The following is a 20,982-nucleotide window of genomic DNA, read 5'->3' as shown; positions in this document are numbered from 1 at the left end:
GGTATAGTCTGCGTCGTCGGGGCGTGGCTCAGCTTGGTAGAGCGCTTCTCTGGGGGGGAAGAGGTCGCGAGTTCGAATCTCGCCGCTCCGACCATATTTGTTTTCTGGCGTCAGCCGTCGAGAAACGTGCCGTCGCGCAAGTCGCTGAACGCCTTCTGAAGTTCCTCTTGGGTGTTCATCACGATCGGCCCGCGCCAGGCGACTGGTTCACGCAAGGGCTGTCCGCTGACGAGCAGGAACCGGACCCCTTCGTCGCCAGCCTCGACCACGACCTCGTCGCCGCTGGAGAACAACACCAGCGACCGGTTCTCCACCGGTGTCCCGTCCCCGCCGGGGACGTCGGTCGGCATGTCCTGGGGCTCGGAGGCGTCGGCGAACGCACCCGATCCGGCGAAAACGTAGGCGAAGGCCTGGAGTCTCGTGTCCATCGGCAACACCTTTCGACGCCCGGCGGGCACAAAGACATCGAGGTAGACCGGGTCGGCGGCGATCCCTTCGACCGGGCCCCGACGCCCCCAGAACTCACCCGTCACGACGCGCACCTCGGTGCCGTCGTCGTCCTTGACCACCGGGATCTCCGGGGCCTTGACCTCCTGGTACCGTGGTGCGGTCATTTTCTGCGATGACGGCAGGTTGGCCCACAACTGAAAGCCGTGCATGCGCCCTTGGGCGTCGCCCTGGGGCATCTCTTGGTGGACTATGCCCCGGCCCGCCGTCATCCACTGGACGTCACCGGCCTCGATGGCCCCGCGGTTGCCCAGGCTGTCGGCATGTTCGACGGTGCCGGCCAAAACGTAGGTGATGGTCTCGATCCCGCGGTGAGGGTGCCAAGGGAATCCGGCAAGGTAGTCCTCGGGGACGTCGTTACGAAAGTCGTCGAGCAGGAGGAACGGGTCGAACATGCCCGGGTCATGAAATCCGAAGGCGCGACGCAAGCGGACACCTGCGCCCTCAAGGGTCGGGACGGCCGACGAGACTCGTTCGACTGGCCTGATCGACATGTCAGCCCTCCACCTCTGTTCGCGGCGCAGGCAGGCTTGGCACGGTCGAGCGGCACGGCTGGGGCTTCCTCATCGTCTGGTCAATCATTCGCTGCCACCTGGTTCCCCCTTCTCTACTCCGGATCAGCCAGGTCCGGGTCAAAGTCCCAAGAGATTTGTCCCGTCCCGCCATGGCACGCCGAGCCAGGCCGCCACCGTCGCCCCCACCGCGGTCAGACCGTCCACATCACCCATGTCCGCTGCGTTGAGCGCGGTCGACCAGAGCACGACCGGCGAATACTCGCGGGTGTGGTCGGTCGAGGCGTCGGTAGGGTCGTTGCCATGGTCGGCCGTGATCACGAGCAGGTCGTCGTCGCCAAGCCTTGCAAGCAGTCGCCCCAACATCTTGTCGAACGTCTCCAAGCATCGACCGAACCCGTCGGGGTCCTGCCGGTGGCCGTACAGCATGTCGAAGTCTTCAAAGTTAGCGAAGATGAACCGGGCGTCTGACTCCAAGGCCTCGAACAAGGCCCCTTCGTGCTCGGCGTTGTTCTGGGTGCGACGGCCCGCCCTGAACCCACGCGCATTGAACAACTCGGGCACGACGCCCACGCCTGCCACGTCGCCGATCACGTCCACCAAGTTTTGCGGGGGGTCGAGGGGAAAGTCTTTGCGGTGTTCCGTACGCTTGAACGCCCCCGGACTCCCCACAAACGGGCGGGCGATGATCCGCTGGACGTTGTTCGGGGCGACGCACAGCCGACGGGCGGTCCGGCACCACTCGTAGAGTTTGTCGACCGGCACGACTTCCTCGTGGGCCGCCAATTGAAAGACCGAGTCGGCACTGGTGTAAAGGATGGGACAGTGGGTCTCCAGGTGCTGTTCACCGAGTTCGGCGATGATCTGAGTCCCGCTGGCGGGCCGGTTACCCAGAGTCTGGACGCCGCACTCCTCCTCAAACTGTTTGACCAAGGCCAAGGGGAACCCTTGGGGGTATGTCGGAAAGGCCACTTCGGTCACCACCCCCGCCATTTCCCAGTGTCCGGTCACCGAGTCCTTTCCCTGGCTCAGGGGCCTCAGCCGTCCAAATCGACCGGGCGACGAGCCCACCCCGGCGGCGGCGAAGAGACCCAACTTCTCAAGGTTCGGGGCGTCCAATCCCCCGCAATGACGCCAAACGTTGGCCAGGGTGGCCACGGCTTCGCCGTCATGGAACGCGGCGTGGTCGGGTGCGGCGCCCGCGCCACACCCGTCCATCACCACCACCACCGCCCTCATGGAGCGGAGATTACTCAAGTCACGCCGCTCAGTCGAGCGACGGCGTCGCGATCTGGTGCTTGCCTGACTTTGGTGCCGGCCCTGCGGCGATAAGGTCGGCCGAGTTCACGATCTGCAACGAGTTCTTGTCGACCTTCATCAGCTTGTTGCCTGAGTAGACGTAGACGAACTTGTCATCGACCGTCATGCTGGTCGCACCCGTCGGCAGACTTGGCGCGCTGGCGAGCCGGTCAGCCTCGCTCGGCGTGACGGCCCGGGCGACAATCGCTTGGCGCAGCGACTGATGTCCGGCGTCGGACTTGACCTGGTCGGTGGATGTCACCCACATCCACGTTGTGGCGCCGGCACCACCGAAGATCACGGTGGCGACGATCGGTACCCATAGTTTTGGTGCTTGTCTCATCTCATTCCCCCCGTTACCGGAGACGGGCACGCCCTGGGCAGTCTGAGTGCCGCCCTTGTTCGCGTCCGTATCGCGAAATACCGAGGTCAGGGTAGGGATGTTTGCAAGACCTACTGAAAGTCGGGCCAAAAGTCTGGAATGAAAAGGCCCGCCTCCTGAACTATGGATGGGGAAGCGGGCGATGAGTGCAGACAGGCACAGTCCAACGTGAAAACTATACAGCAAAAACTCGTCGCCGAGTCAAGCATTTCCGGCAAAGCATCATCAGATCGGTTCGAAATCCAGCCCGTGACACTCGCAATACCGCTTGAACAGATTGCGGGCGGCCGGATAGCACGAGTAGGGCGACATGAAATGGGCGAACTCGAATGTGACGAGCTTCTCCGCCGTCGCCGACGCCGCTTCCATCTTCAGCCTGAGGTAGCGCCAGTCGGCGGGCGGAAACTTGATGGGCATGTCGCGGTCGAAGCTCTCGACATTGGACCACGTCGTGATCCCATACCGGTCGGCGAGCCCGCGCATGCCCGACAGGAACGCCGGGAGCTCGGAATACTGGATCTGCCCGTCCTGAAAAGCGCAGACGTCCACCGCCTCGTGGGTCGCGTCGAAAATACGCTGCCAATGCTCCAGGGACTCCTGAAGTGTGAACGCGGAATGGACGTCGAACTGCTTCGTGCCCTGAGGGTACGGTGAAATCAGGACCGGCACGTCCTTGACCGACTTGCAGTGGCGGCCGATCCCGTTGAATATCTCCACGATGTGGCTGTCCAGGCGACTGGTCTCGTGGGTCATGTACCAACCTTTGAACGCCGGGCTGTCCCCGTAGCGCTCGACCACTTCGTCGATGAACGCCTTGTTCAGGTCGACCTCCTTCCACCAGCTCTGGCGGTGCCAATGGCTGCCGGAGTCGTATGTGCCCCAATAGAGGCTGACCCCGTGTTCCTCGGCCAGGTCCAAGAACATGCGGCCTAGGTCGTCGTAGACCGGCAACAGGCCGGGCAAGACCTTGCTGGGGAAGACGCAACGGTCCCGGTAGCCCGACCGGATGATGACGGCCGTGTCGATGCCGATCCGCTGGTACAGCCGGAACTCCCGCCTCCACTCGTCAATGCCCCAGTTCTGGGAAGGGATGTCGTGGGTGATCTCGTCGAGGAACGTCCCCGTCAGTCGTCGCATCAACCGCGAGTGTAACCCCTGGTCAAAAGTGACGCTGACCAGAATGCAAATTTGTTCTTGGGGTCAAGAAACAGACATAGACCACCGATGAATAGTGCAGGGCGAGCACGACAAAGACTTCGGGCGCCCACCTGAACACAAGATTTTCACACCAGGGAAACAGAGAAGCAAAGAGGGTATGGGCGCGTCGCATCAGCGGCGCGCCGTTTTTTCTTGTAGACTCGCCCGCATGCTTCTCGACGGCAAGAAGGGGCTCGTCCTTAGCGTCACGAACAAGAACAGCATCGGCTGGGCGGTCGCCGAGGCAGCCCACGCGCAGGGAGCCCGGGTCATGGTCGGCGCTCAGAACGACCGGATGCTCGAACGGGTGAAGGAACTTGTCGCCGGTTACCCGAACATGTCGGCCGTCCAAGTCGATTTCGGTGTCGCGTCTGACATGGAGGCCCTCGTCACTCGCGTCCGCGAAGAGTTCGGCACCGCCGACTTCCTCGTCCACTCGGCGGCCTTCGCCCAGCGCGAAGACTTGCAGGGCCGGTTTATCGAGACGAGTCGCGAAGGGTTTGGCATCGCCCTCGATGTCTCGGCATATTCGCTCGTCGCCCTGTGCCGGACCTTGGAGCCAGTCCTCGCCGACGACGCCAGCGTGATGGCGATGTCCTACCTGGGCTCGACCCGCACGGTGGGCAACTACAACGTGATGGGAGTGGCCAAGGCAGCCTTGGAGGCCTGTGCGAGGTACCTCGCCGTCGACCTCGGCCCCCGGGGTATCCGCGTCAACGTGTTGTCGCCCGGTCCGATCAACACAGTCGCCGCCCGCGGGGTGAAGGGTTTGACCGAGATGATCGCCTATGTCCACGACAAGTCGCCGCTGAAGCGCGAGTTTGGCGCCAAGGAAGTCGGCGGGTCAGCGGTCTATCTCATGAGCGACCTCAGCAAAGGCGTGACCGGACAGATCGTGTTCATTGACAACGGCTACAACATCATCGGCATGTAAATGCGGTTGCTGGGCGTCCCCAATTGGTCGTTCGGGCGCGAACGGTCGCTCGTCCGCCAAGTCCGCGACCTCCTCGACGCCTCCGGCCTCGACGTCCACTTTTGCGAGGCCGACATCGACCACAACCGGACGGTCACGGCGTATTCCGGTGACGGCGAGGCCGTCTTTGCGACGACGTCCCGGCTCGCCGACTTGGTCTTGCCCGCGATCGACCTGACCAGGCACCGGGGCGTCCATCCACGTGTCGGCGGCCTTGACGTCTGCCCTTTCGTGCCTCTGGGGGCCTTTGACCCCGACGAGTTGCGGAGGTCGATCGAAAGGTTCGCCGCCGGGTTTGCCACGGCGCACGAAGTCCCGGTCTTCCTCTATGAGCATTCGTCAAAGGCGGGGCGCCGACTACCCGACCTGCGCAAGGGCGGGTTCGGCGGGCTGCTGGGCCGTGAACTCGAACCCGACTTCGGCCCGTCTCATGCCCATCCGTTTCTCGGTGCCACCGTCGTCGGATGGCGAGACTTCCTCGTCGCGATGAACGTGAACTTGGACACTCCCGACCCCGGCCCGGCAGAACGGATCGCCGCCCATATCCGACAAATGCGGCGAAGCGGCACGCCGGGTTGGCAAGGCGTGCGCGCCCTGGGGTTGCCTTTGGCCAGCCGAAACCTGAGCCAAGTCAGCCTGAACCTGACCAAGCCCGACCTCTCCCCCATCGACCCGGTCGTCGAGTGGATCGAGGAGGAAGCGGCCCAGACGGGGGTCCGGGTGGCCTACCCTGAGATCATCGGAGTCGTCCGTGACGTGGACATGGAGCATAACACCAAGGTCCCCTGCCGACGAGAGCAGGTGGTGGAGACATGAGCGACTACGACATCGGGTTTCTGGGCGGCGGACAGCTGGCGCGCATGTCCATCATGGCCGCGCAACGCATGGGGCTCCGCTGCCTGAGCCTGGACACAGCCGGGTCTCCGGCAAGCCAAGTCGCCGACAGCGTCGAAGGCCTGCTCGTCGACCCGGCCACCGTCGCCGTCCTCTTGGGGCAATGCGACAAGGTCACCTGGGACAGCGAGTTCATCCCCGTCCATGTGGTGGCCCAGGCCGTCGGCCAGGCAGGCTTCGACAGAAGCCGGGTCGTCCCCGGTCTTGAGACGATGCAGACCGTCCAGGACAAGTTTGTCCAGCGGGCCGCCTACTCGCGGGCAGGGGTCCCTGGCCCCGAGGCAATGCCGGTGGAGTGCCTTGAAGACCTTGACCTTGCCGTGGCGAGGCTCGGCCTGCCCCTGGTCCTCAAGGCGCGTTTTGGCGGATATGACGGCAAAGGGACAAAGACCCTCCGCACTCGGGAGGACGTCGTCAACGCCGAGGAGGTCGCCTCGTCCGGCAAATGGATGGCCGAGGCGTTCGTCCCCTTCCGCCGCGAAGTCGCGGTGATGGTCTGTCGGTCGGCCCAAGAGACCCTTTGCTTCCCCACCGTCGAGACGGTGCAGACCGACCACGTCTGCGACTTGGTGTTCCCCGCCGGAGTCGACGCTTCCGCCGTCGCCGTCGCCGCCGTCGAGGCCCTGGGGGGGTACGGTCTCTTCGGTGTCGAGCTTTTTGAGCTAGAGGACGGGTCGTTCATGGTCAACGAGACCGCACCACGGCCACACAACTCAGGGCACTACACATTGGACTGGGGCGGGCCGAGCCAGTTCGAGCAGCACGCCCGGCTTGTCATGGGACTACCCTTGGCTCCGACAACCGGGCATGACACCTGTATGGCCAACCTGCTTGGGCAGCCGGACGCGGGTGACTGGCAGGAGGGCCTGCGCGCAGCTCTTAGTGCCGAGCCGGGTGCCCACGTCCACTGGTACGGCAAGGCCCAGTCCAAGCCAGGCCGCAAAATGGGGCATATCAACGTGGCGGGGCCCGACTGCGTCGACCGCGCCAAGGCCGCCCGGGCCGCCTTTTATGCCGGTTGGACCCGGCCCTGACGTAGCGGACCGGGTACAAACCGAAATCCTGGACGACCGGGCCGCATCCTTGCGCCCGCCTCCCGAGGATTTCACATGGCCACGCTGAAAGCTGAACCGCGCTCCCAGGTGTCGAGTGCTGCCACCAACCGCCTGCGCAACTCCGGGCAACTGCCGATGGCTCTCATCCGCAAGAGCAACGAGACCGTCCTGATCCAGGCCGAGCGCGAAGCGGTGAAGGAAGTCCTCTCCGGCCAGCACGGGCTTCTCCAGGCGACCCTCGCCCTGGGCGGTGAGGAAATGAAGGTGGTCGTCAAGGACTCCCAACGCGACCCCGTCAGCCGGCGCATCCTGCACATGACCGTCCAAGAGGTGCTCGGCACCGACGTCATCAAGGTGCAAGTCCCCGTCAAGGTCGAGGGCGAGCCCCTGGCCGTCACCAAGAAGTCGGCGACCCTTATGGTGCCCATGTCGACCGTGCCGGTCCAGGCTCAGGTCAGCGCGCTGCCCGACGCGATCGTCGTCAACGTGCAGGGCATGAAGCAAAATGACAAGATCGCCGCAAGCGACATCACTTTGCCAGACGGGGTCACCTTCCTCTGCTCGCCGGACACCGTCCTTGCCTCCACCAAGCAATTGCGCGGCATGGCCGACTTTGACGATGCTCCCTCGGCCGCCGCTAGCGAAGGCGGCGAAGAAGCCTCCTCGGCAGAGTGATCAAACGACAAGGTCGTGGGTGACCCGGGCGTCCGTCCGGTCACGCACGATCAGTAGCGGCTGGGTCACCTTTTCGACAAGGGACCGGAACACCTTGACCGAGACGTCGTCCTGGTCGTGGGACGCCGAGACACCGACCACCACCTGACAGGCCGCCGCCTCGTCAGCTTGGTCGGCGACCACGTTGGAGAACTCACGCGTCCGCTCGATCCGGACCTCGGAGGGCACGCCGGCCCGCCGGAAGATCTCTTGGGCGCTCTCCGCAAACGCCGAGGCGCTCACTTCGTATTCGGGCATCGGGGCCTGGATCGGCAGTTCGCGCGGGACGATGATCGGCAGGAACAACACGACCCGCGTGTTCCCGCCCTCGAACATGTCGGCGATCACCTCAAGGAAGTGGGTGTCCCAAGTCCCGGGACAGACCGTCGCGAGGACCGACCGGTCGCACGCTTTGCCGATGTCCTTCTTCTTCTTGCCCGTCCCTTCGTCGGCGACAAGCAGGTCGAGGGAGCGTCGCGCCTCGTCGACCGAGGCGACGACGGGCAACTGGGACCGGAGTTCGGACACACCTTTCAGGACCTCGAGGACGTTGGCCGGCACCGCGGCAAGGATGATGCGGGCGTGGGCGTGTTCGCCGACGAACTGCATGGCCGAATGGAACGTCTCGGCCCCCTCGGGCGTGATGTCGACGAGACCGCTACAGTCGATGATGACGCCGGTCGGGTGGCGCTTCAGCGTCAACGCGATCGCCGTGTGGATAGTCTCCCAATGGTTCGCGTTCAGCGAACCAGAAAGGATGACGACGTCTTCGTATGATTCGACGATCATAAAGGTCTCACTTCAGGAAGTATCTGACGTTTGTGACGACGACGTTTTTCCGCCCGCCTAGGGCCCGAAGGAACGGCACCGCGGCGTTGTTGTGCAGGATCTTGTGCCAGGGATACTTGGGCACGGCCTGCGGGACGATCACCGTGACCATCATCGTCGGTTCGATCTCGAGCGTCTCGTCGACATACTCCACGAGCGGCTCGACCAGCGAGCGGTAGGGCGACTCCAGGATCACCAAAGGGATGTCGGCGCCAAACCGTTGCCAGTCGTCCTTCACCTGTTTGACTCCCTTGGGGTCAAGGGTGACGTGGACAGCCCGGACGTCCTTCGACAGGGACTTCGCGTAGGCGACCGCCTGGAGGATGCCCTTGTGCATCCGGGGCACCAGGAGCATCACCATGGTCTTGACGTTCGGCAGGGTGTCGTCGGCGTCGACGCTCAGTTCGCTGGCCAGATAGTGGTAGTGCTTCGACGACCAGTTGAAAAAGAGGATGACGCCGAGGATGGCAAAAATCGTGACCCACGCGCCTTCGACAAACTTGGTCGCCGCCAAGACGATCGTCATGAGTCCGGTCGCGGCCGCACCGACAAGGTTGACGGCCATCGGCAACCCCGCCTTGCCTTGGCGACGCCAGCGGGCGACCATGCCTGCCTGGCTCAGGGTGAACGCGGTGAAGACGCCGACGGCGTACAAGGGGATCAAGGCGTGGGTGTCTGCCCCGAACGCGGTGATCAGGACGCACGACAGCCCGGCGAGGACAATGATGCCGTTGTTGAACACCAGCTTGTCCCCCAGGCTCATCAGGGAGCGCGGCAGGTAGCCGTCTTGGGCCAGTAGGCTGGCCAGCCGGGGAAACCCGGCGAAGGCGGTGTTGGCGGCAAGGAACAAGATCGAGAACGTGGTGATCTGGGTGACCCAGAAACCGACACTGCCCGCCCCGTACAGCCGGGAGGCTAATTGGGCCATGACGGTCATATAGCCCGACTTGTCGGCCTCCATCGGCACGACGCCAAAGTGCTGGGCGCTCCAACTCATGCCGACAAACATGACGCTCAGCAAGATCGCCAGCCGGAACAGAGTCTTGGAGGCGTTGTCCGCCTCGGGCTTTCGGAAGGCCTGCGTGCCGTTCGCCACCGCCTCGACACCGGTCATCGCTGTACACGACGCGGCAAAGGCCCGGAGGATCAGGAAGAGGTTGAGTTCGTGCCAACCGCCCGGCGGTTGGTGGATCACGGGTGTCGTCGCGGGATGACCGAACCCGCTCACCACGCCGGTCACGACCAAGACAAGGGTCGAAATGATGAACGCGTACGTGGGGATCGCAAAGACGATGCCGCTTTCTTTTGCCCCGCGCAGGTTCAAATACATGATGAACACGACGACGAACAGGGCGATCGGCACCTTGACATGCTCGATGGCAGGCACCGCCGACGTCAACGCGCTCACGCCCGAGGCGACCGACACCGAGACGGTCAGGACGTAGTCGAGGAGTAGGGCGGCGCCGGCGATCTTCCCGGCCGTAGGGCCAAGGTTCGCCTTGCTGACGCTGTAGCTGCCGCCTCCTTCGGGGTAGGCATGGATCGTCTGGTAGTAGCTGACGACGATGATGCCCAGCAGCACGCACAGCCCGACCGCGATGCCGGAGAGGCCCCCGTACGCCGCCGTCCCCGCCAAGACCAAGATCAGGAGGACTTCTTCCGTCGCGTAGGCGACCGATGACAGGGCGTCCGAGGCAAAGACGGCGAGCCCCAAGACGTTTGACAGCCGCTCGTCGTGCGCGTGCTTGGTGGCAATGGGCTTGCCCAGCAACACCCGCTTGAAGTTAGATAGGCCGCTCATAAAGCGTAAGCCTCGACAGCGGCGTCTCGGCCACCCGCCATCTTAGCACTCATGGATGTCCCGCAGGCGGAGGTCCGGGCCGAATCTGAGATATCTCTTGGGCGGAGCGGCCAATTGGAGTCTGGCGCGGGGGTTGACCGAGCAACAACGCACCGCCGTCTCGGGCCCAAAGTCGGCCGCTAAGTTCTGGAAGACATCAAGCAACGTCACCGCGCTACCGGCCAACGCACCGTTACTCGCCAAGCGGACCGTTTTGTCGCCGACCTCGCAGGCGTGGCCCCACATGGTCAGGGGCGTACCGGCGGGCAGGCCCGAGGCCATCGTGCTGTCGCTGACACCGACGACCTTGTCCTGGGGTTTGGCCCGCAGGAGCAACGACGCCGCGTCGGGATGCACGTGGGTCCGGTCGTAGATGAGTTCGGCGTAGGCCCGGTCGTCTTGCAAGACCCACCCGACCGTGCCCGGTTCGCGATGATGGAACGGCCGCATCGCGTTGAAGGTGTGGGTCGCATGGTCGGCCCCTGCCCGGGCCGCCTCGGTCGCTTGGTCAAAGGTGGCGTCGGTGTGCCCCAGGCTCACGACCACGCCTCGGGCCGCCAAACGCCGGACGAGGTCGAGCCCGCCAGGCTGCTCCGGAGCCAAGGTCACCAGCCGGAGACGAGGGTCGTCGAGGACCTTGTCCCAGGCCGGGTCGCTCACGACGATGGACTCCGGCGGCTGCGCCCCAGGGTGCTTGGGGCTGATGAAGGGGCCTTCCAGGTGGAACCCCGCGACCATGGGATGGTCGGGAAGGCTGCCCAGAGCCGCGACGACGTCGTCGAGCGGGGCCGTCACCGTCGTCGGCAGAAAGGCGTCGTAGCCCTGTCCGGCCAGTTGGTCGCAAAGTTTGACCATCGACGGCAGGTCGGCCGACATAAAGTCGGTCCCGAAGGCCCCGTGGATGTGCACGTCGACAAGTCCCGGCGCCAAGACGCCCTCAGACACCCCACCCGTAGGTTCAAACTTTGCCTCCCCGCCGCCCAGTTCGACACGGTAGACCCCCCAGCCGTATGGCCCCCAGGTGGAGTAGACGCCCTTCATGGTTTGAGAGAGTATCCCGGCCCGTCACGCACGACACGGCCTTCGACCTCGAGCATGGTGATCTCCGCCAAGACTTCGTCGGGCGCCACGCCGGTCTTGGCGGCCAGTTGGTCGGCGGTCAATCCTCCCTCGGCCAGGGCCTCCAGCAACCGGCCGGCCGTGCCGTCCAGAGCCGGGGGAGCCTCGGGCACGTCGCCTCGTGGCTCGATTCCGAGGTGGTCGAGGATCTGGAACGGGTGGTCGACCAGGGTCGCCCCGTCCCGGATGAGGCGGTGAGAGCCGCTGAAGGAGGCCTGGTGGATCGTGCTGGGCACGACAAACACTTCCCTTCCCAACTCAGCCGCGGCGACGGCGGTCGAGAGCGCCCCCGACTCGGCCGGGGCCTCCACCACGAGCGTCGCATGGGCAAGGCCGGCGATGACGGCGTTGCGCTGGAGAAACCGTTGGGGCAGAGACGGCGCGCCGACGGCGAAGGGGCTGATGAGGAGTCCGGCGGACCGGATCCGCTCAAAGAGCGGCCCGTTGCTGCTGGGATACACCTTGTCGATGCCGTGGCCCAATACGGCGATCGTCGAGCCCCCGACCGAAAGAGCGCCATCATGGGCGGCCGCGTCGATCCCCAGGGCCCCGCCGCTGACGACCGTGACTCCTTCGGAGGCCAAGGACTGGGCAAACTTGAACGCCGCCGCCCGGCCATAGGCCGAGGCGGCGCGGGTGCCGACGACGGCGACCATGGGTCTGTCCCATGCGTCCTGGTGGCCCCAGGTGAACACCGCCTGCGGAGGTGCCTGGACCTCCAACAAGGTGTGCGGCAGACCGTCACGCGGGACAATGTCCACGCCCCGCTCCATAGCCCTCTCAAACCGCTTGAGGTCGCACAGTTCTATCCGACGCCTCTCCGCGTCGCCCAGTCCTCGCCACTGGCGCAGGGCGGCCGCCGGGTCAAGCGAAGGCGCAAGCGTCCGGAAGAACGCTTGCGCCTTGTCCTGCGGCAGCTCGGCCGCCAACAGGTATTGCCAAAAGAGCGGGCTCATCGCCGGGCGGTGCTATCCGCCGTCCGCGCTGCCTCCGCCGCCACCCTTGCCACCGGCACCGGGGAACCCGCCGGTCGTCGACTCGGGCTTCTTCGGCGAACCCAACGGCTTCAGGCTGTTGTCGATGGTCAGGGAGAACTTCTGGTCCAGCACATTGCCCAGCCAGTCCGTGACGTGGACGACCAACGTGGCCCGTCCGTCGGCAAGCGGCTTGTTGCGCGGGTTGATCGCGTTCACCTTGACGGAGACGTACCCCTCGCGCATGGGCTCGGTCGAATACTCTTGGCCGTTGATCGTCACCTTGATGCTGTTGGGGTCGACGCCGACCCCCCAGTCCTCGATCTTGAAGACGATCTCCAACGGGGCGAGCCCGCAGATCTGGTCACCGGCGTTCGGCCAGGCCATCGTCGCGCTCGGCGCGGTCAGGTCGACGCCGTACCGCTTGTCAAAGAGCAACATGCTGCCGTCACCGGCAAGGACAAAGAGCGAGTCACCGTCCAAGGTCGGCGTCCAGACCGCCGGGACGGCCTTGATCTCTTCGCCCTCTTGGGTCGAACTTCCGCCGCGTGCACCGGCACCGGGGAAGCCCGGGCCACCGCCCGAATTGGCCCCGGTCCGACCGCCCTGCGGAGCGGCCTTGATGCCCTTGAAGAGCGGCGGGATCGTGAAGTTCCACTTCAGGTCGCCAGTCTGGCCGTCCAGCAGGTTCACCGATCCGGACTTCGTCGCCGCGATGACGCTGTTGCCGATCACGATGGGTGCACCGGCCACCGGCGAGTACAAGTCCACGCCCTTGGGCATGACCGGCCTCCCGTTGCCACGGTAAGTCACCAGTTTGCCGCTGCGCGACACCGTCGCCACCAGGTCGGGGCTCGCCGACGGCGCACCGGCGAGGAGCTCACCGGTGTTGACCTGCCAGACGTCGCCGCCGGTGTTGGCGCGGAACGCGATCAGATAGGAGTTCGAGTTGACGTAGACCCGGTCGTTGGAAACGGTGAACGCGCCGGGCGAGAGCCGTTGCAGGCCACGGTGCCACCGCTCCTTCTGGGCGACGACGTCGACCATGATGAGGCTGGAGTCAGCCGTGCTCAAAATGACGTTTTTGTCCCACACGGCCAGGTAGGGGTGGAGGACGGATTCCAGGTGGTACGGCTTGGACCAGAACGGCTTGCCGTCGGCGAGTTGGTAGGCGTACAGGTCGTTCCTTGTCGTGCCGACCACCACGTAGTCGCCGGCGACGACCGGGGTCGCGACCACGGTGTCACCGAGGGGGACTTGCCATTTCTTGGCGCCAGTGGCCACGTCGACGGCATACATCTGCCGGTCGTCGGAGATCGCGACGAGGACGCCGTTGGCGAGGACGCATCCCGTGCGGAAGACACCGGCGATCGGTTCGCCCGAAGGAAACCTCCATAGCTGGTTGCCCGAGTGGCGGTCAATGCCGTACATGTAGCCGCCGACCGCCACGTAGGCGGCGCGGCTGTCGACCTGGGGCGATCCGCCGGGAGAGGCGGTCGTCGACTCAGCCCAGCGCCAAGCGACAGGTGCGGGTCCGTCGAACGCGGCCGAGGCGGCACCAGCAATGACCGTCGCCAAGAGCAGGGCGAACGTACGGGTCGTGCGAAGCATCGTGTGTCGTCCTTGTGCGGCCTGGCCAAACGCCCGCGCACACTTCAATGAAGCATACCGAAGCGGTCTGGCAGATTGCCGCGGCTTGTCTTTATGTTCGGACGCGCGGGCCACCCTGAACGTAACCCGTTTCCCCGCCGAAACACCAGTATGCCCGCCTCTGTCGCGATCGTCGCCCTGGTGCTGGCCACGTGGCCGGCCGACCCTGTCGGCGACGGTCTGGCCAGGATCAGCAAGGGCTTTGGCGAGGCAGAGGCGGCGATGGCCCGCCTAGAGGCCGGGACAGTCAAGGCGGAACGCGTCGCGGTCAGGCTAGGAAGCCTCCTTGGCGAGAGCCGCCTGCGCGCCCCGCAAGTCTCGGCGGCACTTCTGGACCCCCGGGCCAAGAGCGACGGTATGCGGCTTGTGGAATGGTCGGGCACCTACGAGGCGTACCTTTCCGCCGCGGTGATGGGCCTGGACGGTGACGACGCCAGCCTGTCCCTCAGCCGGATCCTCGGTGCCCGGCTCCGGCGGGAAATCAACCGCCAAAGTCGGTGACCGTCCTAGCACCGGCCGCCAAAGAGGTATCATCCGCAGACTCCGGGCCTATAGCTCAGTTGGTTAGAGCGCACCCCTGATAAGGGTGAGGTCACTGGTTCGAATCCAGTTAGGCCCACCAACCAACCAGTTCGACTTTGGCGAGGCCGTCTCTGCGGCCTCGTTGTTGTTTCTGAGAGTCGATGTCATCTCATCAACCGGCCCGCCGCCTCTGTCCCTGCGCCGCCGTCCTCCCCAAGAGGTGCGTCTGCACGCCGCCCTTTCTGCCCAAGCCCATGTCTCAGGCAGGCGACGGACGTAGAGTGAGCGAAAGGGTGGCGAGGCGCAGAATGTGCCAGCCCCTCAACCGCCGCGGAGCTCGAGGCCGTATCGGTTACCAAACCGCTCCGCCGTCTTGCGATTCACCTTGCCCCGGTAGGCGTCCCGCGCCTGGAAGAGCGACCGCACCGCCGTCACGAACTCGGCGAGAAAGAAGAGCGCCCAAAGGACGACGAACTTCAGGGCGGCCTGCCACACCGTGTCCCAGGTGAACGCCGCCCCACTCGTCTCGATGGTCTCTTTGACTTTGGTCAAGGTGAGCACCAAGGAGACGATCCCGACCGCCACCGTGGCCGCCTTGAACAGGACGGCTTCCAGAAGGGCGACCCGGGCGTGGTAGGCCACATAGCGCGACACGACAAGGCCGACCGCCCAGAAGGCCAGAGGCCCGACAAACGGAAAGAAGATGCTGGCCACATGGTTGGCCGCCGCCAAGAGCTTCTCGTCTTGTCGCAGGGTCCGCGTCGTCACTGTTATGCTCATACGCTGGGCGCGCCCCCGAGTTGCCGCCGGGCCTCCCGACCGGGACCGGGGATAGACTGACGGCGGCCATGAAGGGCGGGAACATCTGGCTGGGACTGGCCCTGACGGCCGTGGTCGTCTCGGTCGCCGAGACGGAGCGGGTGTCGCGGCCCAAAACATATCCCGGCCGCGTCCTCGTCACGTGCTGGTCGGGGTGGACCGACTTCGAGGCCGACGCGATGCGCCGGGTCATCGACAACTTCAACCGGCGGCAGGACAAGGTCCACGTCGAGTACCTCTCGGTCAGCGGCATCGAAGAGAAAACGATGCTCGCGACCGCTGCCGGAGTTCCCCCCGACCTGGCGGGCATCGCCGGCGCCAACGTGCCGCTCTATGCCTACTACCACGCCTTGACCCCCCTCGACGGCATGTGCGCGGAGGCCGGCATCAAGCGTTCGGACTACATTCCTGCCTGCTTTGACCTGTGCACCTACAAGGGGACGGTGTACTCCCTCCCCGCGACGCCGGCGACGACCGCGCTCCACTACAACCGCGCCGTCCTCCGCGAAGCTGGCTGGGACCCTGACCGGCCCCCCCGCACGTTCAGTGAACTAGACCGGATGGACGAGATGGTCATGAGGAAAGACTCGGACGGCCATGTCACGAGGGCCGGGTTCTTGCCGACCGAGCCCGGGTGGTGGCCGTGGAGCTGGCCCTACTTCTTTGGCGGGACACTGATGGACAAGGCAGGCCGGATCACCACCGATCTGCCCGAAAACGTCCGGGCCTTCACCTGGATGCAGAGCTTTGCCCGGCGCTATGGGTCGAGCCAGATGCAGTCGTTTCGGCAGGGGTTTGGCCAGTTCAACTCACCCCGGAACGCCTTCATCGACGGTAGCGTCGCCACGGTCATGCAAGGGGTCTGGATGGCCAACTTCATCCAAAAATACAACCCCAAGCTGGACTGGGCGGCCGCCCCCTTCCCTCATCCGGACGACCGCCCCGACCTTGCCGGCCGGGTCATCGTCGAACAAGACATCGTTGCGATCCCCCGTGGGGCCAAGCACCCCCGGGAGGCCTTCGAGTTTCTCAAGTACCTCCAGTCCCAGGAAGGTATGGAGACTCTCTGTTTGGGGCAGAAAAAGTTCTCCCCGCTCCTCAAGGTCAGCCCCGACTTTTACGCGAAGCACCCCAACCCCTACATCAAGCTGTTCCGCGACCAGGCCCTGAGCCACAACGCGTTTTTCACCCCCCGGACGCCGGTCTGGAACGAGTACCAACGGGAACTCCAGAACGCGATCGACAAGATGAACCTGCTCGACCCCACCCCACCCAAGACGCTGCTGGCCCAGGTGCGCGAGCGGGTCCAGCACCTGCAAGACGAGGTGGACCACGTCGACGCCCTCCGCGCCAAACAGGGCGGTTGACCGGCCCAAAGGGAACCGGCCTCAAGTCTCGGACCCATCGCGCCGATACCCCTTGGTATACTCGCCGTTCTGTTGCCGCATAGCTCAGTTGGTAGAGCAGCTGACTGTTAATCAGCGGGTCATAGGTTCGAGTCCTATTGCGGCAGCCACCGACTTCAGAGACTCCGGCACCACCGCCGGAGTCTCTTTGTTTGTCTTGCCCCCCGTCCGACACCTGGGACGGCAGTCTCCGCCATAATCACTCTAGGCGCACGACCGAGCCGTTTCGCCCAAAACATGACGCGCATCATAGCGAGGACGAGCTTGGCGGTGCGAAAGTGAAGGAGTGAGCGAGCGTCAATTCTATATCGATCCCAGTCGGTGCATCGGATGCAACGCTTGCGTCCAAGCCTGCGCAGAGTGCGACACGCATCCGGGGATGTCGATGATCCACCTGGAGCAGATCCAGCGGCACGACACCGTGCAGACGACGCCGATCATCTGCATGCACTGCGACGACCCGGCCTGTGCGATGGTCTGCCCCGCTGACGCGATCAAGAGGACGCCGGACGGTGTCGTCCAGAGCTCGCTCAAACCTCGGTGTATCGGTTGCACCAACTGCGTCTTCGCCTGCCCGTTCGGGGTCCCCAAGTACAACGTCGAGGTCGACCAGATGATGAAGTGCGACATGTGCTACGACCGCACGTCAGTCGGACTCAAACCGATGTGCGCGGCGGTCTGCCCGTCGGGGGCTCTCTTCTTCGGCACACCCGAGGAGATCGCCGCCCAGCGTGCCGGCACGCCGATCAACGAGTTCATTTTTGGCAACCGGACCATCCACACCAAGGTCAACCTCATGATGCCGGCTGGCACCCAACGGCTGAAGGTCAAGCCCGACGCCGTGGTGAGGAAGTCCGACCTGCTCGCCACCGCCCGCCCCGTGGAGGCACACCACCAATGAGTAGCAAACTCTCTGAAGACTTCCCCATCGAATGGGAAGACGACCACTTTGTGACCCGGAGGGAGTTCTTCCGGTTCATGACTCTGGCCAGCGGGGGCATCGCAGTGGGGACCACCGCCTTGGCCGCCTATTCCCTCGTGCCGAAGGACGAGCGGCGGTTCGACCCGGCCAAGGTGTGTGACGAGTCGGACCTCCAGCCCGGGACGGCGTTACCGTTCAACTATCCCCGCCCCACCGACATGTGCCTCCTCGTGAGAAAGCGCGACGGCGAGTTTGTCGCTTACAGCCGTCGCTGCACCCACCTGTCGTGTCCGGTGGGCTACGAGGTCCACGACGGCCGAGAACTCTTGTACTGCCCGTGCCACAACGGGGCGTTCGACATCGACGACGGCAAAGTCCTTCAGGGGCCGCCGCCCCATCCGATCCCCAAGATCAAGCTGGCGCACCGCAACGGTGAGATTTGGGCGGTCGGCGTCGTCAAAGGGGAGCACTGATGTACCAGCCGAAGTACCACCGCCGGCGGCAGAAGGCGGCCGTCTTTGTCGGGTTCGTCCTGCTCAGCGTGATCATCTTTATGTGCCAGCTATGGCTCTTCGTCATGGTGCTCGAGAACCTCTTGGCAGGCCGGAACCACATGGTCGTCCAAGCGTCCGCCCTGACCATCGGTCTGCTCGCCGTCAATGTGTGGATGCTCGCCGGGGTGAACCGACTTCTCAAGATGAACTAGCCCTCGGACTCGCCAAGGCGACGACGGACCAGACGCTCGCGCATCGGGTTCGCCGTCCACCGCCGACGCTCCAGAGCCTGGGTCTCACGCGACAGGGCTTCCGCAGCCGCGCTGTCCAAAACAGCTTCGATGGCAGGAAAGAGCACCCGCTCCTCCCAACGGATGTGAGCCTCCAGGGCGGCTCCCAACCGTTCCCCTGATCCCGGCAATCCCTCGGCCAAGCGCGCGATCTCCGCGTGTTCGTCCCTCAGTTGTCCGGCCAAGTCCCCGGCCAAACCACCCAGCAACCGCTCCTCTTCGTCAAAGTGGTCGCGCAGTTCGTCCGACCAAGCCTTCTCAAACTCCTCGACCGCGTCGGGCGACCTACCGACCAGGTGCCTGGCCAGGATCAGGCCGTCATTGTGGTCCCGCGAAAACGGTTCGAGGGCGGGGTGCCGCTTCATTCCGGCGGCCCGCACTTCTCCAACTGCACACAGGCCCGCTTGTACTCGGGAATACCGCTCACGGGGTCAAAGGAGCGCACGGTGAGGTTGTTGGCCGACCTACGGCCGGGCCAGTGATAGGGGATGAAGACGGTGTCCGGGCGGATCGTCGTCACGACCTTGGCCCTGAGGACGACCTCACCGTGCCGGCTTCGCACGCGCATCCAGTCCTGGTCGTTGAACCCGTACTTTTCGGCCAAGGTCGGGTGGATCTCGACATAAGGCTCGGGACACAGGTCGACCAAACCGCCGATGCGCCGGGTCTGGGTGCCGCTGAGGTACTGCGACACGACGCGCCCCGTGGTCAGCACGACCGGGTACTCGTCGTCGGGCTCCTCCATCGGCGGGCGGTATGTGACGGCGTTGAAGTGGGCCTTACCGTCGGGAGTCTTGAACTTCAGGTCCTCCCATAGCCGTGGGGTACCGGGATGGTCGAGTTCGGGGCATGGCCAAAAGACACCGAACTCCTTCTCGATCCTTTCGTAGGTGATGCCGTAGTAGTCGGCGGTGCCGCCTCGACTGGCCACGCGGAGTTCGTTGAAGATGTCCTCCGACTTCTTGAAATGGTCAAAGTACTTCCCCCGCCCCAGCCGCCGGGCCAGTTCCAAGATAATCTCAGTGTCGGCCTTGGCGTTGCCCGGTGGGTCGACGGCCTTGTTGATCTTGATGACCCGGCCCTCGGCACTCGTGCTGGTCCCTTCTTCTTCCTCATGCAGCGAACCGGCCAGCACGATGTCGGCGTGGTGCGCGGTCTCGTTCAGGAAGAAGTCGATCGCGGTGTAGTGCTCCAGCTTTTCCAGGGCCTCGCGAGTGAAGTTCGCGTCGGGCAGGGAGACCAAGGGGTTGAAGCAGATGGAGATCAGGGCCTTGATCTCCCCAGCGTGGATCAGTTGCATGATCTCAGGCGCCGTGTGCCCCCGGGCGGGCAGCTCTTCGTCGGTGCATCCCCACACGGAGCAGATGTAGGCGCGGTGCTCCGGGTTGCTGATGTCGCGGTTGCCGGGGAGCTGGTCGCACTTGTGCCCATGCTCGCGGCCGCCTTGTCCGTTGCCTTGGCCGGTGATGGTGCCGTAGCCGCACCCTTTGCGGCCGATACGGCCGGTCGCCAGGACAAGGTTGATGCAACAGACGACGTTGTCGACGCCCTTGGAACTGTGTTCGATCCCCCGGGCGTGCATAAGGAAGCTGGTCTTGGCTTGGCCCCACATGCGCCCGGCCTTGACGATGTCCTCGACCCGCACGCCACAGATGCGGCTTGCCTCCTCCAGAGACACGGCAAGGGCCGACGCCTTTGTCTCTTCCCACCCTGAGGTGTGCTCGGCGACAAACTCCTCGTTGACGTGACCTTCTTCGATCAGTACCCGCAGGATCCCGGTCAGGAGGGCGGTGTCTGTGCCCGAGAGGACGGGCAAGTGCAAGTCGCAGGTGCGGGCGATCGGGGTCACACGCGGGTCGACCACGATCAGTTTCGCCCCACGGTCGCGGGCCCGCCAGATGTAGTCGGTCGTGATCGGCGAGCACTCGGCCACGTTTGTCCCCACGAGCATGATCACGTCAGCGTGGACGATGTCTTCCCAGTAGTTCGAGGCGCGGTCAAGCCCGAACGCCTTCTTGTTGCCGGCACCGGCGCTGACCATGCACAGTCGCCCGTTGTAGTCCAGGTTAGCGGTCTGCACTCCCAGCCGGGCGAACTTGCCCATCAAATAGCTCTTCTCGTTGGTAAGGGAGACGCCGGACAGCACGGCGACAGCGTCCTTCCCGTACTTCGCCTGGACGTCCTTGATCGCACGGACCGTCTCGCTGTAGGCCTCCTCCCACGAAATCGGCACAAAGCCCTTGCCCGGCACCCGCTTCATCGGGTCCATCAGACGGTCGGGATGGCCGCCTTGCAGGTACCGCTTGACACCTTTCGGGCATAACTTGCCCTTGTTAAACGGGAACTCCTCCCAAATCTCAAAGCCGATGACGCTGTTGTCTTTGACCTTCAACTGGATGCCGCACTGCATGCCGCAGAAGCAGCAATGGGTCTTGACCAGCTTGTCGGGGGCGTCGCGTCCCTGCCATCCCCCGGGGGGCACGTAGGCTGGGTGCGGCCCGAACTCGTCGATGAGCTTGTCAATCGGGACAGGAAGCTTCGCCATGCCCTGATTATGAGGGGCCACAAAATGGGTCGCTATGACC

The 20,982-nt window shown here is 64.6% G+C and carries 21 protein-coding genes and 3 tRNA genes; 12 read left to right on the top strand and 12 right to left on the bottom strand.

Annotation, left to right across the window (positions count from 1 at the left end; all coding sequences use genetic code 11):
• Positions 1-17: 17 nt before the first annotated feature.
• A tRNA-Pro gene (locus tag KF857_09970) sits at positions 18-94 on the top strand.
• Between the two features lie 16 nt (positions 95-110).
• Here KF857_09970 and KF857_09965 read toward each other — a convergent pair.
• The 4 genes from KF857_09965 to KF857_09950 all read right to left on the bottom strand — a co-directional run bounded on the left by KF857_09965 (position 111) and on the right by KF857_09950 (position 3,837).
• The gene (locus tag KF857_09965; protein ID MBX3112322.1) at positions 111-1,001 is read right to left on the bottom strand and encodes a pirin family protein; all 891 of its coding nucleotides are present in this window, start codon (positions 999-1,001) and stop codon (positions 111-113) included.
• A 138-nt stretch (positions 1,002-1,139) separates the two neighbouring features.
• Entirely contained in the window at positions 1,140-2,258 is a 1,119-nt protein-coding gene (locus KF857_09960; GenBank protein MBX3112321.1) for a phosphopentomutase, read from the bottom strand.
• A gap of 28 nt (positions 2,259-2,286) precedes the next feature.
• Positions 2,287-2,661, bottom strand: a complete 375-nt coding sequence (locus KF857_09955) for a hypothetical protein (protein ID MBX3112320.1) — start codon at positions 2,659-2,661, stop codon at positions 2,287-2,289.
• A gap of 264 nt (positions 2,662-2,925) precedes the next feature.
• Positions 2,926-3,837, bottom strand: coding sequence for a DUF4434 domain-containing protein (locus KF857_09950; protein ID MBX3112319.1), 912 nt, complete (start codon positions 3,835-3,837; stop codon positions 2,926-2,928).
• Between the two features lie 229 nt (positions 3,838-4,066).
• On the opposite strand from KF857_09950, the gene KF857_09945 reads away from it, so the two are divergent.
• The 4 genes from KF857_09945 (at position 4,067) to KF857_09930 (ending at position 7,494) form a co-directional block, all read left to right on the top strand.
• Positions 4,067-4,831 (top strand): SDR family oxidoreductase, encoded by a 765-nt coding sequence (locus tag KF857_09945; protein MBX3112318.1) that lies wholly within the window; start codon positions 4,067-4,069, stop codon positions 4,829-4,831.
• On the top strand, positions 4,832-5,686 hold the full coding sequence (locus KF857_09940; protein MBX3112317.1) for a hypothetical protein: 855 nt from the start codon (positions 4,832-4,834) through the stop codon (positions 5,684-5,686).
• Entirely contained in the window at positions 5,683-6,798 is a 1,116-nt protein-coding gene (locus KF857_09935) for an ATP-grasp domain-containing protein (GenBank protein ID MBX3112316.1), read from the top strand. Before KF857_09940 ends, KF857_09935 begins: the two co-directional genes overlap by 4 nt.
• Before the next feature lie 75 nt (positions 6,799-6,873).
• Entirely contained in the window at positions 6,874-7,494 is a 621-nt protein-coding gene (locus KF857_09930) for a 50S ribosomal protein L25 (GenBank protein ID MBX3112315.1), read from the top strand.
• Here KF857_09930 and KF857_09925 read toward each other — a convergent pair whose 3' ends face one another.
• Genes KF857_09925 through KF857_09905 form a run of 5 tightly spaced genes read right to left on the bottom strand, consistent with a single transcriptional unit; the run spans position 7,495 to position 13,905 of the window.
• A complete protein-coding gene (locus tag KF857_09925; GenBank protein ID MBX3112314.1) occupies positions 7,495-8,322 on the bottom strand; it encodes a hypothetical protein in 828 nt (275 codons plus the stop codon).
• A gap of 7 nt (positions 8,323-8,329) precedes the next feature.
• Positions 8,330-10,162 carry an APC family permease gene (locus tag KF857_09920; protein MBX3112313.1) on the bottom strand — a complete coding sequence of 611 codons (1,833 nt, stop codon included), beginning with the start codon at positions 10,160-10,162 and terminating at the stop codon, positions 8,330-8,332.
• 42 nt (positions 10,163-10,204) lie between these two features.
• The gene (locus KF857_09915) at positions 10,205-11,242 is read right to left on the bottom strand and encodes an amidohydrolase family protein (GenBank protein ID MBX3112312.1); all 1,038 of its coding nucleotides are present in this window, start codon (positions 11,240-11,242) and stop codon (positions 10,205-10,207) included.
• Positions 11,239-12,276, bottom strand: a complete 1,038-nt coding sequence (dprA, locus tag KF857_09910; protein ID MBX3112311.1) for a DNA-processing protein DprA — start codon at positions 12,274-12,276, stop codon at positions 11,239-11,241. The genes KF857_09915 and dprA overlap by 4 nt, the downstream gene beginning before the upstream one ends.
• A gap of 12 nt (positions 12,277-12,288) precedes the next feature.
• Complete coding sequence (locus KF857_09905; GenBank protein MBX3112310.1) at positions 12,289-13,905, bottom strand: PQQ-binding-like beta-propeller repeat protein; 1,617 nt, start codon at positions 13,903-13,905, stop codon at positions 12,289-12,291.
• Between the two features lie 150 nt (positions 13,906-14,055).
• Here KF857_09905 and KF857_09900 point away from each other — a divergent pair, with 150 nt between their 5' ends.
• A complete protein-coding gene (locus KF857_09900; GenBank protein ID MBX3112309.1) occupies positions 14,056-14,445 on the top strand; it encodes a hypothetical protein in 390 nt (129 codons plus the stop codon).
• 44 nt (positions 14,446-14,489) lie between these two features.
• Positions 14,490-14,566, top strand: a tRNA-Ile gene (locus tag KF857_09895).
• Between the two features lie 221 nt (positions 14,567-14,787).
• On the opposite strand, the gene KF857_09890 is transcribed toward KF857_09895, so the two are convergent.
• Positions 14,788-15,234, bottom strand: coding sequence for a hypothetical protein (locus KF857_09890; protein ID MBX3112308.1), 447 nt, complete (start codon positions 15,232-15,234; stop codon positions 14,788-14,790).
• Between the two features lie 80 nt (positions 15,235-15,314).
• Between KF857_09890 and KF857_09885 the strand changes: the two genes are divergently transcribed.
• The 5 genes from KF857_09885 to KF857_09865 all read left to right on the top strand — a co-directional run bounded on the left by KF857_09885 (position 15,315) and on the right by KF857_09865 (position 18,319).
• Positions 15,315-16,652, top strand: coding sequence for an ABC transporter substrate-binding protein (locus KF857_09885; GenBank protein ID MBX3112307.1), 1,338 nt, complete (start codon positions 15,315-15,317; stop codon positions 16,650-16,652).
• Between the two features lie 73 nt (positions 16,653-16,725).
• Positions 16,726-16,801: transfer RNA gene (locus KF857_09880), tRNA-Asn, on the top strand.
• A 176-nt stretch (positions 16,802-16,977) separates the two neighbouring features.
• Positions 16,978-17,592 (top strand): 4Fe-4S binding protein, encoded by a 615-nt coding sequence (locus tag KF857_09875; GenBank protein ID MBX3112306.1) that lies wholly within the window; start codon positions 16,978-16,980, stop codon positions 17,590-17,592.
• Positions 17,589-18,086 carry a Rieske (2Fe-2S) protein gene (locus tag KF857_09870; protein MBX3112305.1) on the top strand — a complete coding sequence of 166 codons (498 nt, stop codon included), beginning with the start codon at positions 17,589-17,591 and terminating at the stop codon, positions 18,084-18,086. The genes KF857_09875 and KF857_09870 overlap by 4 nt, the downstream gene beginning before the upstream one ends.
• Positions 18,086-18,319 (top strand): hypothetical protein, encoded by a 234-nt coding sequence (locus KF857_09865; GenBank protein ID MBX3112304.1) that lies wholly within the window; start codon positions 18,086-18,088, stop codon positions 18,317-18,319. Before KF857_09870 ends, KF857_09865 begins: the two co-directional genes overlap by 1 nt.
• Here KF857_09865 and KF857_09860 read toward each other — a convergent pair.
• Complete coding sequence (locus tag KF857_09860) at positions 18,316-18,762, bottom strand: hypothetical protein (GenBank protein MBX3112303.1); 447 nt, start codon at positions 18,760-18,762, stop codon at positions 18,316-18,318. The two genes, KF857_09865 and KF857_09860, sit on opposite strands and share 4 nt — an antisense overlap.
• Complete coding sequence (locus KF857_09855) at positions 18,759-20,942, bottom strand: molybdopterin oxidoreductase family protein (GenBank protein ID MBX3112302.1); 2,184 nt, start codon at positions 20,940-20,942, stop codon at positions 18,759-18,761. Before KF857_09855 ends, KF857_09860 begins: the two co-directional genes overlap by 4 nt.
• Between the last annotated feature and the right edge of the window lie 40 nt (positions 20,943-20,982).

It is taken from the genome of Fimbriimonadaceae bacterium, assembly GCA_019638795.1.
Lineage (GTDB): Bacteria > Armatimonadota > Fimbriimonadia > Fimbriimonadales > Fimbriimonadaceae > JAHBTB01.
Note: the sequence above shows the minus strand (reverse complement) of the source record. Positions and strands in the feature narration are given on the sequence as shown.